Genomic DNA, 12145 nt, shown 5'->3' on the forward strand with positions numbered 1-12145 from the left:
TATGGGCGGCACCGGCGTCATCGACCAGTTCCTGGCCGTCTTCACCCGCTACATCGACAGTGGCTTCGGCTTGCTGTCGGGCGAGGTCGCCTTCATCGCAACCACGCTGATCGTCATCGACGTGACGCTGGCCGCGCTGTTCTGGTCGATGGGTGGCGAGGACGACATCATCGGCCGCCTCATTAAGAAGACGCTGTTCGTTGGGGTGTTCGCCTACATCATCGGCAACTGGAACAACCTCGCGCGCATCGTCTTCGAGAGCTTTGCCGGCCTCGGCCTGAAGGCATCGGGCACGGGGTTCACGACCGCCGATCTCCTGCGCCCTGGCAAGGTGGCGCAGGTCGGTCTCGACGCGGGGCGACCGCTGCTCGAATCGATCTCCGGCCTGATGGGCTGGATTTCCTTCTTCGAGAATTTTATCCAGATCGCCTGCCTGCTGTTCGCCTGGGCGCTGGTGCTGCTCGCCTTCTTCATCCTCGCCATCCAGCTCTTCGTCACCCTGATCGAGTTCAAGCTGACGACGCTCGCCGGGTTCGTGCTCATTCCGTTCGGCCTGTTCGGCAAGTCCGCCTTCATGGCCGAACGGGTGCTGGGCAACGTCATTTCCAGCGGCATCAAGGTGCTGGTACTCGCCGTCATCATCGGCATCGGCTCGACGCTGTTCAGCCAGTTCACTGCCGGGTTCGGCGGGACCGCGCCGACGATCGACGACGCGATGGCGATCGTGCTCGCCGCGCTGTCGCTGCTGGGCCTCGGCATCTTCGGTCCCGGCATCGCCAACGGTCTCGTCTCCGGCGGACCGCAGCTCGGCGCGGGCGCAGCAATCGGCACCGGTCTCGCGGCGGGTGGCATGGTGGCCGCCGGAGGTGCGGCCATCGGTGCCGTCGCATCCGGCGGTGCAGCTCTCGCCGGAGGGGCCGCCGCTGCCGCCCGCGGCGGTGCGACCCTGGCGGGCGGTGCGACCGCCGCCTATCGGGCCGGAGGCGCATCGGGGGTCGCCAGTACCGGCGCGTCCCAGGCCGGGTCTGCCATCGCCAGCCCGTTCAAGCGCGCCGCCGCCTCCATGAAGGACAGCTTCCAGACCGGCGAACGGACCGTCGCTGGCGGAGCCGCGTCGAACGAGGCTGCTGATGCCACGTCTGACTCTTCGTCGTCCGCCGCCAGCAACGGCCCGCCTGCCTGGGCCAAGCGCATGAAGCGCGGCCAGCAAGCCTCCCACGGCATTCAGGCCGCCGCCCATGCCGTCAAATCCGGCGACAGCCATGGCGGCGGCTCTTCCGTCAACCTCTGCGAAAGCGACCGCTGATGTTCAAACGACCCTCAACCCATTACGGCAAGACGCCGCAACCCGAGACGCCATACCAACGCGCCGCCCAGGTCTGGGACGACCGCATCGGCTCGGCCCGCGTCCAGGCCAGGAACTGGCGGCTGATGGCGTTCGGCTCGCTGATCCTATCGGCCGGGCTGTCCGGCGCGCTGGTCTGGCAATCCGCCAACGGCTCGATCGTGCCGTGGGTGGTGCAGGTCGATAAGCTCGGCCAGGCCCAGGCCATCGCACCCGCCATCGCCGACTATCGCCCGACCGATCCGCAGATCGCCTGGCATCTGGCCCGCTTCATCGAGCAGGTCCGCTCTATCGCGGCCGATGCGATCATCGTGCGGCAGAACTGGCTCCGCGCCTACGAGTTCACGACGGATCGCGGGGCGATGGCGCTGAACGACTATGCCCGCGTCAACGACCCTTTCACCAAGGTCGGCAAGCAGCAGATCTCTGTCGAGGTGTCGTCCGTGATCCGAGCCTCACCCGACAGCTTTCGCGTCGCCTGGGTGGAGCGCCGCTATCAGGACGGGAGCCTCGCTTCCACCGAGCGCTGGACCGCCATCCTCACCATTACCGTCGCGCCTCCGCGTGACGCCGAAAAGCTCCGGGCCAATCCGCTCGGAATCTACGTTAATGCCATCAACTGGTCGAAGGAGCTCGGACAATGATCCGGCCGTCTCAACTGACCGCCGGACATCCGGCGAACCCTGTTCACACCATTACGCCTGCACGGAGAGTTGGAAAGGCGGGTTTCCGTAAAGTCGGACTTGCGGTTTTGCTGCTCTCAGCAACGGCGCTGGCCGGCTGCGCCACGACGCAGAAGCCGCCCGAGATCGCCTATGACGATGCCGCACCCGCCGTGCGGACGGTCGATGCGCCAGCGCCCGTCACTGTCGTCGAACTGCCGCGTCCGTTGCCGTTGCCCGGCCAGATGAAGCCGGTGGAGCAATCCCGCCGTGCGCCCGAGCCGACCGATCCGGCCGCCCGCGTCAATCAGGCGAACGCCGCCGCCCGCATTCAGCCTGTCCGCGACGGCTTCATCAACGCCATGCAGGTCTATCCCTACACCGGCGGGGCGCTCTATCAGGTCTATACCGCCGTCGGGCAGATCACCGACATCGCGCTCCAGCCCGGCGAAACCCTCGTCGGCTCCGGTCCCGTCGCTGCCGGCGACACCGTGCGCTGGATCATCGGCGACACGCTCAGCGGTTCGGGGGCGACTCAACAGGTGCATATCCTGGTCAAGCCGACGCGCACCGAGCTGATGACCAACCTCATCATCAACACCAATATGCGCACCTATCACATGGAGCTACGCTCGACCGAACGGACCTATATGGCGTCGGTATCCTGGCAATATCCGCAGGATCAGCTCATCGTCCTACGTCGTCAGAACAGCCAGGCCGAGGCCGCGCAGCCCATCGCCAGCGGCGTCGATCTCGCCAACGTCAACTTCCGCTATGCGATCGAGGGCGACCGCGCCCCGTGGAGGCCGCTTCGCGCCTTCGACGACGGCCGCCAGGTCTTCATCGAATTCCCGCGTGGCATCGCGCAGGGCGAGATGCCGCCGCTGTTCGTCGTCGGCCCCGAAGGCAACACCTCCGAGCTGGTGAACTACCGGGTGCGCGGCCGTCATATGATCGTCGATCGGCTGTTCGCTGCCGCCGAACTGCGCTTCGGCACGGGCGATACCCAGCGCCGCGTCCGCATCACCCGCACTGACGGGAGGCCGGCATCGTGAGCGAGATCGATCCCGATAAGAGCGCGAAGCCAGAACCGACGCCGGAGCCGTCTGACGACGATGCCCGCCCGCTGACCGGCGAACCCGTCGTACCGATGCGGCTGCGCGCCGAACCGCCGCGCGTCACCCGGTTGTCGCGGAAGGTTCTGGCCGGTCTCGGTCTGGTCAGCAGCCTCAGTATTGGCGGCGCGTTGATCTATGCGCTCCAGACCCGCGATGGCGGCGGCGGAAACACCGAACTCCATTCGACCGAGAATCGCGCGACCGCCGATGGTCTCGCCGGCCTGCCCAAGGACTATACCGGTCCTGTCCTCGGCCCGGCTTTGCCCGGCGATCTCGGTCGGCCGATCCTCGATGCGCAGAACCGTGGCCAGCCCGTGCCCGGGCCGGGTATCGGCACACCAGCCGCGACACCGCCGGGCCTCAGCGCCGAGGAACAACGCAGGTTACAGGAGATCGAAGCGGCGCGGACCGGGCGGCTCTTTGCATCGACGGAGACGCGGAATACCGGACAGCCAGCCACCACGACCCCCAATGCCACAGCGCCCATGCCGGACCTGACCAGCCTAGGTCTCGCGCCGCAGCCGACGACGCCCACAGCTCAGGACCGGCAAACAGCCTTTCTCGACCAGGGGGCCGATCGGCGCACCGTTGCGCCGGATCGCGTTGCCGCGCCGGCGTCGCCGAACATCCTTCAAGCCGGCGCGGTCATTCCGGCCGCGCTCATCACCGGCATCCGTTCCGATCTGCCGGGCCAGATCACCGCCCAGGTCACGGAGAACGTCTATGACAGCCCCACGGGCCGCATCCTGCTGGTGCCACAGGGCACGCGGTTGCTCGGCCAGTATGACAATGGCGTCGGCTTCGGTCAGCGCCGCGTCCTGCTGGCCTGGAACCGCCTCATCATGCCCGACGGCCGCTCGATCGTGCTGGAACGCCAGCCGGGTGCGGACGCCGAAGGTTATGCCGGGCTGGAGGATGGCGTCGATTATCATTGGGGCGAACTGTTCAAGGCGGCGGCGCTTTCGACATTGCTCAGCATCGGCGCCAACACGGGATCGTCCGGTGACGAGAGCGATCTCCTCAGCGCCATCCGCGACGGCGCATCCGACAGCATCGGTCAGACCGGCCGGCAGATCGTCCAGCGCCAACTCAACATCGCCCCGACACTGACCATCCGGCCGGGTTTCCCCGTCCGCGTCATCGTCACACGCGATCTTGTGCTCGAACCCTATGGAGCCACGCCATGACGAAGCTGAAGCTCGGCCCGATCACTGAGACCAAGCCGGTGAAGGTGACGGTGGAACTACCCGCTGACCTGCATCGGGATCTAACCGCCTATGCCCACGTGCTCGGCCGCGAGAACGGCCATCCGCCGACCGATCCCGTCCGCCTGATCGTGCCGATGCTGGAGCGGTTCATCGCGACTGATCGGGCATTTGCGAAGGCGAGGCGGACCACGCCGTCGGCCGCAGGCGGGCAATCATGATTCCGACGCTCGCCGTTCTTCGCCGGACCGATAGCCAAACACGATCATGGTTTCGGATCACGCCGTCTTCACAGTCCGCGCGATCCGTTGATGCTGGAAGAATTGCGCGGCGTCGTGGCGAAGGATCGAGCGTCTTTACGGTTGGTCATTTCACAGAATGCGGTTCCCATGTCCCGGCGCAGCACTGATCGCCCGCGACGCCGGCTCCGTGTCGTGTCCGGCGCTCTGCCCGACGACCTCTACGACTATATCCCGCCGGACGAGATCGGGACGCCAGCCCCACCCATCGGCCGCCCGCCCAAGCACGATGTCGAATCCTGGACCGTGACCGACGACTGGCCGGAGCGCGTTCCAGTGACGGAGGCCGAGATCGACTTGTTCGAGGCATGGTTCGGCGACATCTTCGACGAATTGTTCGGGCCGTCCCGCTGAGCCGTGATCGGTTTCGGTGAAACTCATACGAACATGATCCGTTTGATTTAGTTGCGTTGTGATGATAACTATAAGCGGTGATTAGTCGATCCGCCGCCCGATGCTTTTGCCCGGCCCGGCGAATGCCAGGACGGAGGCAAAACGCCATGACGACGCTGAAGGTTGGCATCGCCGATCCCGACGAAATGAAGGCCCGCTCGCAGCGGATCGCGCGCGGAGAGGAGAGGCCGCGCGAGGCCGACCCCAAGATCTGGTTCGCCTCGACCGAATCTTTCGCCCGCATTCTTTCCGCGCCCAATCGCGAGATGTTGCGCATTATCGCAGAGCAGGCCCCGGGCTCGCTCGACGAACTGGCGGTGCTAACCGATCGGGCCAAATCCAACCTCTCACGCACCCTGAAGACGATGACCGGCTACGGCCTGATCCGCATGGAGCGCAGCGGCCGAAAGCTCGCGCCGAAGCTCGTCCACGATCGCGTCGTCCTGGACCTGCCGCTGAGACAATCGCGGAAGCGGACCATCACGGCAGAGGGAGACCCATCATGAACGCTGAAACACCCAGCATTGCCACGCGCGCCGCCCTCTATCTCCGCGTCTCGACGACCCGGCAGGCCGAGCATGACGTCTCGATCCCCGACCAGAAGCGCCAGGGCGAAGCCTACTGCGTTTCGCGTGGCTACCAACTTATCGATACCTTTGTTGAACCCGGCGCGTCGGCCACCAACGATCGCCGTCCCGAGTTCCAGCGCATGATCGAGGCGGGCACGTCCAAGCCCGCGCCCTTCGACATCGTCGTCGTCCACTCGTTCAGCCGCTTCTTCCGCGATCATTTCGAGCTGGAGTTCTACGTCCGCAAGCTGGCCAAGAACGGCGTCAAGCTGATCTCCATCACCCAGGAGATGGGCGATGATCCAATGCACGTCATGATGCGCCAGATCATGGCGCTGTTCGACGAGTATCAGTCCAAGGAGAACGGCAAGCACGTCATGCGCGCCTTGAAGGAGAACGCCCGGCAGGGCTTCTGGAACGGCGCGCTGCCGCCGATCGGCTACCGCATCGTCGCGGCCGAACAGCGTGGGGCCAAGACCAAGAAGAAGCTGGAGATCGATCCGCTGCACGCCGACACCGTGCGGCTGATCTACCGGCTGGCGCTGGAAGGGAACGGCACCTCCGGCCCGATGGGCGTCAAGGCGATCGTGTCCCATCTGAACGCGCGCCGCATCTTCACCCGCGACGGCGGGCGCTGGGGCATCGGCCAGCTTCACCGCATCCTGACGCGGCGCACCTATATCGGCGAGCACGAGTTCAACAAGCGCTCCAAGACCAAGGAACTGAAACCGATCAGCGAGATCGTCACGGTTCCTGTGCCGCCGCTGATCGACCTTGAGACTTTCGACGCCGTTCAGACGCATCTGAAAGCCCGCAATCCCAAGGTCACGCCGCCGCGCGTGGTCAGCGGGCCGACCCTGCTCACCGGCATCTGCTTCTGCGCCAAGTGCGGCGGGGCCATGACGATCCGCACCGGCAAGGGCGGGCGCTACCGCTATTACACCTGCTCGATCAAGGCGCGGCAGGGCGAGACCGGATGCTCGGGCCGTTCGATCCCGATGGAAAAGCTCGACACCATCGTCGCCGGCCATATCGAGGATCGGCTGCTCCAACCCGATCGGCTGGAGGAGGTGCTGTCGTCCGTCCTCGACCGCCGGCACGAGCGGGCCGAACGTCGGCAGGAGCATATCGGCGAGTTGAACCGCCGGGCGGCCGAGACCGACCTTCGCCTCAAGCGCCTCTATGACGCGATCGAATCAGGCGTCGCCGATATCTCCGATCCGGCGTTGAAAGACCGCATCGCCGGGTTGAAGGCGCTTCGCGACCAGGCGCAGGTGGATGCCGAGCGGGCGCAAGCCACGCTTGAAAGCTCCGGCAATCAGGCGGTCACGCCGGCTACCGTGCGCCGGTTTGCCGACGTGGCGCGCCAGCGCCTCCGCCTCGACGGGGGCGGTTATCGGCGGGATCACTTGCGCGCCTTCGCCCAGCGCGTCGAGGTCGCAAAGACCGAAGTTCGCATCATGGGATCGAAAGGAGAGCTACTCCGCACGCTTGCGGCCGTTTCCGGAGGGAAATCGGCGGGAATCGGCGTGCCCAGCTTGGGACTGAAGTGGCGGACAGAGAGGGATTCGAACCCTCGGTAGGCTTTCACCTACACACGCTTTCCAAGCGTGCGCGATCGACCACTCCGCCACCTGTCCGTTTCACGCCCGCTCGTGCGCGCCGCCGGAGGTCGATCCGGCGGGAGGCGGGCCTGATAGAACACCATCGCCCCCTCGGCAAGCGCCTCTCGCATCCCCATATGGGGATCAACGCCATTTTCCGATGAGGGACCCGCCCATGCTGTTCAAGAAAAGCGCCGAACTGCCCACGCCCGAGACCGCCCTGCCCGGCCGCGCCGAGCCCCTGGCCACCGACCTGAACCATTATATCAGCGGCCATCCGCTGAAGGGGCCCTATCCCGAGGGTTTCCAGACCGCCATCTTCGGCATGGGCTGTTTCTGGGGCGTGGAGCGCATCTTCTGGCGGCTGCCGGGCGTGTGGGTGACGTCGGCCGGCTATTCCGGGGGGATCACGCCGAACCCGACCTATGAGGAGACCTGCACGGGCCGCACGGGCCATACCGAGGTGGTCAAGGTGGTGTTCGATCCGGCCGTCATCTCCTACGCCGAACTGCTGAAGACCTTCTGGGAGAACCACGACCCGACGCAAGGGATGCGCCAGGGCAATGACGTGGGCACCACCTATCGCTCGGCCATCTATACGCTGAACGCCGAGCAGCAGGTCGAAGCCGAGGCGTCGCGCGACGCCTATCAGGCGGCCCTGACCAAGGCGGGGCGCGCCGCCATCACCACCGAGATCGAACCGGCTGGCGACTATTTCTACGCCGAGGGTTATCACCAGGGCTATCTGGCCAAGAACCCAGCCGGATACTGCGGCATCGGCGGGACGGGCGTGGTCTGCCCCATCGGCGTGGGCGTGGACGCCTGACGCCTGCGACGGCCGCCGGGTTTCGCCCGGCGGCCGACCGGCTTAAGAGCGACGAAAAAGCAGGAGCGCTCATGTCCGCCTTCGTCCATCCCGACGACATCCGCAGCCGGTTCTCGGCCGCCCTGTCCGCCCTGTACCGGGCCGAAGTGCCCCAATACGGCGACCTGCTGACCCTGGTGGCGGACATCAACGCCCGGGCGCTGAAGGCGGATGCGGACGCCGCCGACCGGCTGGCGGCGTCGGGCGAACTGGCGCGGTTGTCTGAGGAGCGGCACGGCGCCATCCGCGTCGGCACGGCGGCCGAACTGGCCACCATCGCCCGCGCCTTCGCCGTCATGGGGATGGCGCCGGTCAGCTATTACAACCTGGCCCCGGCGGGGGTGCCGGTTCATTCCACCGCCTTCCGCCCCGTCGATCCGGCGGCCCTGGCGCGCAATCCGTTCCGGGTCTTCTGCTCCCTGCTGCGGCTGGAGTTGATCGAGGACGAAGCCCTGCGGGCCGAGGCGGCCCAGACCCTGGCCCGCCGCGACATCTTCACCCCCGGCGCGCGCGAACTGATCGAGACGGCCGAACGCGAAGGCGGGCTGGACGCGGATCAGGCCGACCGTTTCGTCGCCGAACTGCTGGAAACCTTCCGCTGGCACGCCGAGGCGACCGTCAGCGCCGAGACCTACGCCCGCCTGGTCGCCGCCCACCGGCTGATCGCCGACGTGGTCAGCTTCAAGGGGCCGCACATCAACCATCTGACCCCGCGCACCCTGGACATCGACGCGGCCCAGACGGCCATGCCCGAACGCGGCATAAGCCCCAAGGAGACCATCGAGGGACCGCCCGCCCGCGCCTGTCCCATCCTGTTGCGCCAGACCAGTTTCAAGGCGCTGGAGGAAGCCATCGCCTTCCCCGGCGCGGACGGCCCAGACTCTGTAGAAATGGTCGCCGGAACCCACACCGCCCGCTTCGGCGAGATCGAGCAGCGCGGCTGCGCCCTGACCCCGGCCGGCCGCGCCCTGTACGACGCCGCCCTGGCGTCCAGGGACTTCTCCGCCCTGCCCGACGACTGGGACGCCCTGCGTCGCGGCGACCTGGCCTGGTTCCGCTATCGCGCGACGCCCCAGGGGCTGGCGACGCGCGCCGAGACCGCCGACCTGGAGGCCCTGATCGCCGCGGGCTTCGTCGTCGCCGAACCCATCACCTACGAGGACTTCCTGCCCGTCAGCGCGGCCGGCATCTTCCAGTCCAACCTGGGCGCCGAGGCCCGCCAGACCGCCTACGCCGTCGATCCCGCCCGCGCCGACTTCGAAACCGCCCTGGGCCGCCCGGTCCAGGACGAGATGGCCCTGTACCGCGCCGAACAGGACGCCTCCATCGCGGCCACGCTGAAGGCGCTGGGACTGTCGACAGCGGCCTGACCGCGGCAGTTCGGATAGCATCGCAGAAAGGCGGCGAACAAACCGCGCCACCGTAAACCGTCACTTGACGCACGTCATATGAAGTGTGAAAGTAATCGGGTGGAAGTCGCCAGCATTCGGCACAAGGCGTTGCGCCAGTTCGCGGAGACAGGACGGTCAAAGGGCCTGCCCGCCGCGCTTGTCGGTCGGCTGATCAATATCCTGGCCTATATCGACGCTATCGCGACGGAGGACGAGTTGCTGCTTCCGCCGAACTTCGGCGCGCATCGCCTGACATGCGACCGCGCCGGCGTCTGGTCGCTGGTCTTGACGCGCAACTGGCGACTGACTTTCCGCGTCACGCCAGACCTCGAGATCGAGGATATGGATTTGGAGGATTATCACTGATGGCCATGCGCCTTCATCACACCTTCGCCGTTCATCCCGGCCCCTGGCTGCGCGACGAAGTCGTGGCCCCCAGGGCCCTCAGCGTCACCGCCCTGGCGGAGGCGCTGGGCGTGACCCGCCAGGCCGCCAGCAGCCTGCTGAACGGTCGGTCGGGCGTGTCCGCCGAAATGGCGATCCGGTTCGAAAAACTGTTCGGCGTCAGCGCCGACACCCTCATGCGGATGCAGGCCCGCCATGACCTGTCCAGGGCCCGCGCCCACGAACAGGACATTCGGGTCCGGCCCCTGGCCGCCGCCTGATCCATCGGCCCCGCAATCCCCGAGACCATCCGTCGTCTTGCCTGACCGCGCGGCTGGTCGCATAGACGCGGCCGTGAACCCGTCCGCTTCCCCGACCCAGCGCCGTTACGATCTCGACTGGATCCGGGTCGGCGCCTTCGGCCTGCTGATCCTGTATCACGTCGGCCTGGTTTACGGCGTCTATGACTGGCACGTGCACAGCGCCCACACCTTCGAGTGGATGCGCGAGGCGATCCTGATCACCAATCCCTGGCGGCTGACGCTGCTGTTTCTGGTGTCCGGCGCCGCGCTGCGGTTCATGACCCTGCGCCGCACGCCGCGCCAGGTGGCCCGCGCTAGGTTCGAGCGGCTGGTCCCGCCCCTGCTGTTCGGCGCGGTCGTGCTGGTGCCGATCCAGGCCTGGATCGAGGCGATGGACAAGGGCGGCTGGCCGGGCGGCGTCGCCGGCTATGTCGCCTGGATGGCGCGCGAGTTCAGCCCGGCCGGCCTGGCCGACGGCGTGCCGGTCAATCACCTGTGGTTCATCGTCTATATCGCCGCCTACAGCATCGTGACGATCCTGCTGTGGCGTCAGCCGGGCCTGATCGAGCGGCTGGGCGATGCGCTGCAGCGCGTTCTGAGGGGGCCTTGGCTGCTGGTCCTGCCGATCCTCTATCTGTCGGCCATTCGCCTGTTTCTGTTTCCCCATTTCGGCATCACCAACATGCTCCACTGGGACTGGTACAACCACGCCCTGTCGCTGGCGGCCTTCGTGTTCGGCTTCTGCATCGTGGGTCGCGAGAGCGTGTGGCGCGACATGGAGCGGTATCGCTGGCTGGCCCTGGGCCTGGCCGCCGTCGCCCTGCCGATCATGATGGTCCAGGTCTGGCATCCGGGCGCGCGGGCCTTCTGGGGCGCGCCCAGGGCCTTCGTGTATGGCGTGGATCAATGGGCGACCATCGTGGCCATCCTGGGCTTCGGCTCGCGCCATCTGCGGGCGCGCGGCGGGCCGGTGCTGAACTATCTGACCCAGGCCACCTTTCCCCTGTATCTGGCGCATCAGACGATCCTGGTCGCCGCCGTCTGGATCATGCGGCCCGCCGCCCTGCCGGCCGGGCTGGAGGCGCTGTTCCTGGTCGCCGCGACCTTCTTGGGCAGTCTGGCGGTCTATGAGGGCGTGCGCCGCATCCCCCCCATCCGCCCGCTGTGGGGGCTGAAGCCGCTGGACGACCGCCCCTGGCCGCTGGACCTGAAGGCGCTGATCCGCCCCACCCAGCCCTATCACCGTCGCCGGCGGCTGCTGGGGGTGGGGGTCGCCGCGCCGATCCTGGCCCTGACCGTGGTCGCCGCCGCCATCGCCGCCTATCCCGGATTCAACAACGCCACCCAGTATCTCAGCGAACTGGGCGGCGCCTCGGCCAGGGCGCCGATCATCTTCAACGGCGGGGTCTTCGTCGCCGGGGTCATGGCGGGCCTGGCCGGGATCGGCTTCGGCCTTGGGACCTACGCCCTGACCGGCGCGCGCGTCGCGGGCTGGGTCATCGCGGTCGTCTTCGTCCTGGCGGGGGCGGGCATGGCGGGATCGACCCTGTATCCCTGGCCCGATCCGCGCCACATGGTCATCAACCTGGCCCTGGGCATCCAACTGGCGCCGCTGCTTTTGCTGTGGGGGCTGCACCGCCGCCGCGACATGCCCCGGCTGAAGGTCTTTTTGGCCGCGACCTTCGTGGTCATGGCGATCCTGACGGTCCTGACCAAGCATCTGGTCCTGCCGGGCACGGTGAACGACGCCAATGTCGGCTGGTGGGAACGGCTCTACGCCATCGTCCTGGTGGGCTGGGTCGGGATCGCGGCCTGGGTTCTGGACCGCAAACTGCTGCACCACGCCACAGTCTTGCCGCCCCGGCGCCCGGCTTCCGCCGCGCTAGACGTCCCGATCTGAAAAATCCCCGGAAAATTTCGCTGCAATCAACATTGCGTGATTGAAAATCGCGCGAATGTGATCGAGTATGGCGGAACGTGTTGCAGTGCAGCACTCCGCGTCCTTCCT

At 67.0% G+C, this 12145-nt stretch carries 13 protein-coding genes and 1 tRNA gene; 13 read left to right on the forward strand and 1 reads right to left on the reverse strand.

Going from position 1 to position 12145, the window contains the following annotated elements; all coding sequences use genetic code 11:
- The first annotated feature begins 1 nt into the window (after nucleotide 1).
- The 8 genes from trbL (at nucleotide 2) to B3Z70_RS00555 (ending at nucleotide 7174) form a co-directional block, all read left to right on the forward strand.
- Nucleotides 2-1306 (forward strand): P-type conjugative transfer protein TrbL, encoded by a 1305-nt coding sequence (trbL, locus tag B3Z70_RS00520; protein WP_127966064.1) that lies wholly within the window; start codon nucleotides 2-4, stop codon nucleotides 1304-1306.
- Complete coding sequence (gene trbF, locus B3Z70_RS00525) at nucleotides 1306-1989, forward strand: conjugal transfer protein TrbF (RefSeq protein WP_127966065.1); 684 nt, start codon at nucleotides 1306-1308, stop codon at nucleotides 1987-1989. The genes trbL and trbF overlap by 1 nt, the downstream gene beginning before the upstream one ends.
- A complete protein-coding gene (trbG, locus tag B3Z70_RS00530) occupies nucleotides 1986-3062 on the forward strand; it encodes a P-type conjugative transfer protein TrbG (protein ID WP_127966066.1) in 1077 nt (358 codons plus the stop codon). Before trbF ends, trbG begins: the two co-directional genes overlap by 4 nt.
- 95 nt (nucleotides 3063-3157) lie before the next feature.
- A complete protein-coding gene (locus B3Z70_RS00535; protein ID WP_284114204.1) occupies nucleotides 3158-4312 on the forward strand; it encodes a TrbI/VirB10 family protein in 1155 nt (384 codons plus the stop codon).
- Nucleotides 4309-4551, forward strand: a complete 243-nt coding sequence (locus B3Z70_RS00540) for a DUF2274 domain-containing protein (RefSeq protein WP_127966068.1) — start codon at nucleotides 4309-4311, stop codon at nucleotides 4549-4551. The genes B3Z70_RS00535 and B3Z70_RS00540 overlap by 4 nt, the downstream gene beginning before the upstream one ends.
- A 90-nt stretch (nucleotides 4552-4641) precedes the next feature.
- Entirely contained in the window at nucleotides 4642-4983 is a 342-nt protein-coding gene (locus B3Z70_RS00545) for a hypothetical protein (RefSeq protein ID WP_127966069.1), read from the forward strand.
- A 146-nt stretch (nucleotides 4984-5129) separates the two neighbouring features.
- Entirely contained in the window at nucleotides 5130-5528 is a 399-nt protein-coding gene (locus tag B3Z70_RS00550; RefSeq protein ID WP_127966070.1) for a helix-turn-helix domain-containing protein, read from the forward strand.
- Entirely contained in the window at nucleotides 5525-7174 is a 1650-nt protein-coding gene (locus B3Z70_RS00555; RefSeq protein ID WP_292044413.1) for a recombinase family protein, read from the forward strand. The genes B3Z70_RS00550 and B3Z70_RS00555 overlap by 4 nt, the downstream gene beginning before the upstream one ends.
- Here the strand turns inward: B3Z70_RS00555 and B3Z70_RS00560 are convergent.
- Nucleotides 7142-7231: transfer RNA gene (locus B3Z70_RS00560), tRNA-Ser, on the reverse strand. The genes B3Z70_RS00555 and B3Z70_RS00560 overlap by 33 nt on opposite strands.
- Nucleotides 7232-7370: 139 nt before the next feature.
- Between B3Z70_RS00560 and msrA the strand changes: the two genes are divergently transcribed.
- The 5 genes from msrA (at nucleotide 7371) to B3Z70_RS00585 (ending at nucleotide 12037) form a co-directional block, all read left to right on the forward strand.
- The gene (msrA, locus tag B3Z70_RS00565; RefSeq protein WP_292044414.1) at nucleotides 7371-8021 is read left to right on the forward strand and encodes a peptide-methionine (S)-S-oxide reductase MsrA; all 651 of its coding nucleotides are present in this window, start codon (nucleotides 7371-7373) and stop codon (nucleotides 8019-8021) included.
- A 71-nt stretch (nucleotides 8022-8092) separates the two neighbouring features.
- The gene (locus tag B3Z70_RS00570) at nucleotides 8093-9430 is read left to right on the forward strand and encodes a VOC family protein (protein WP_292022479.1); all 1338 of its coding nucleotides are present in this window, start codon (nucleotides 8093-8095) and stop codon (nucleotides 9428-9430) included.
- Nucleotides 9431-9529: 99 nt separating this feature from the next.
- Complete coding sequence (locus B3Z70_RS00575) at nucleotides 9530-9817, forward strand: type II toxin-antitoxin system RelE/ParE family toxin (protein ID WP_292044416.1); 288 nt, start codon at nucleotides 9530-9532, stop codon at nucleotides 9815-9817.
- A complete protein-coding gene (locus B3Z70_RS00580) occupies nucleotides 9817-10116 on the forward strand; it encodes a HigA family addiction module antitoxin (protein WP_292022476.1) in 300 nt (99 codons plus the stop codon). Before B3Z70_RS00575 ends, B3Z70_RS00580 begins: the two co-directional genes overlap by 1 nt.
- 73 nt (nucleotides 10117-10189) lie before the next feature.
- Complete coding sequence (locus B3Z70_RS00585; protein WP_292022474.1) at nucleotides 10190-12037, forward strand: acyltransferase family protein; 1848 nt, start codon at nucleotides 10190-10192, stop codon at nucleotides 12035-12037.
- The last annotated feature ends 108 nt before the right edge of the window (nucleotides 12038-12145 follow it).

This window comes from Brevundimonas sp. UBA6550 (genome assembly GCF_002434505.1).
Lineage (GTDB): Bacteria > Pseudomonadota > Alphaproteobacteria > Caulobacterales > Caulobacteraceae > Brevundimonas.

Excerpts from the sequence above, each read along its gene's own strand:
- trbL (WP_127966064.1), top strand. The coding sequence starts at position 2 with ATGGGCGGCACCGGCGTCATCGACCAGTTCCTGGCCGTCTTCACCCGC.
- trbF (WP_127966065.1), top strand. The coding sequence starts at position 1,306 with ATGTTCAAACGACCCTCAACCCATTACGGCAAGACGCCGCAACCCGAG.
- trbG (WP_127966066.1), top strand. The coding sequence starts at position 1,986 with ATGATCCGGCCGTCTCAACTGACCGCCGGACATCCGGCGAACCCTGTT.
- B3Z70_RS00535 (WP_284114204.1), top strand. The coding sequence starts at position 3,158 with ATGCGGCTGCGCGCCGAACCGCCGCGCGTCACCCGGTTGTCGCGGAAG.
- B3Z70_RS00540 (WP_127966068.1), top strand. The coding sequence starts at position 4,309 with ATGACGAAGCTGAAGCTCGGCCCGATCACTGAGACCAAGCCGGTGAAG.
- B3Z70_RS00545 (WP_127966069.1), top strand. The coding sequence starts at position 4,642 with ATGCTGGAAGAATTGCGCGGCGTCGTGGCGAAGGATCGAGCGTCTTTA.
- B3Z70_RS00550 (WP_127966070.1), top strand. The coding sequence starts at position 5,130 with ATGACGACGCTGAAGGTTGGCATCGCCGATCCCGACGAAATGAAGGCC.
- B3Z70_RS00555 (WP_292044413.1), top strand. The coding sequence starts at position 5,525 with ATGAACGCTGAAACACCCAGCATTGCCACGCGCGCCGCCCTCTATCTC.
- msrA (WP_292044414.1), top strand. The coding sequence starts at position 7,371 with ATGCTGTTCAAGAAAAGCGCCGAACTGCCCACGCCCGAGACCGCCCTG.
- B3Z70_RS00570 (WP_292022479.1), top strand. The coding sequence starts at position 8,093 with ATGTCCGCCTTCGTCCATCCCGACGACATCCGCAGCCGGTTCTCGGCC.
- B3Z70_RS00580 (WP_292022476.1), top strand. The coding sequence starts at position 9,817 with ATGGCCATGCGCCTTCATCACACCTTCGCCGTTCATCCCGGCCCCTGG.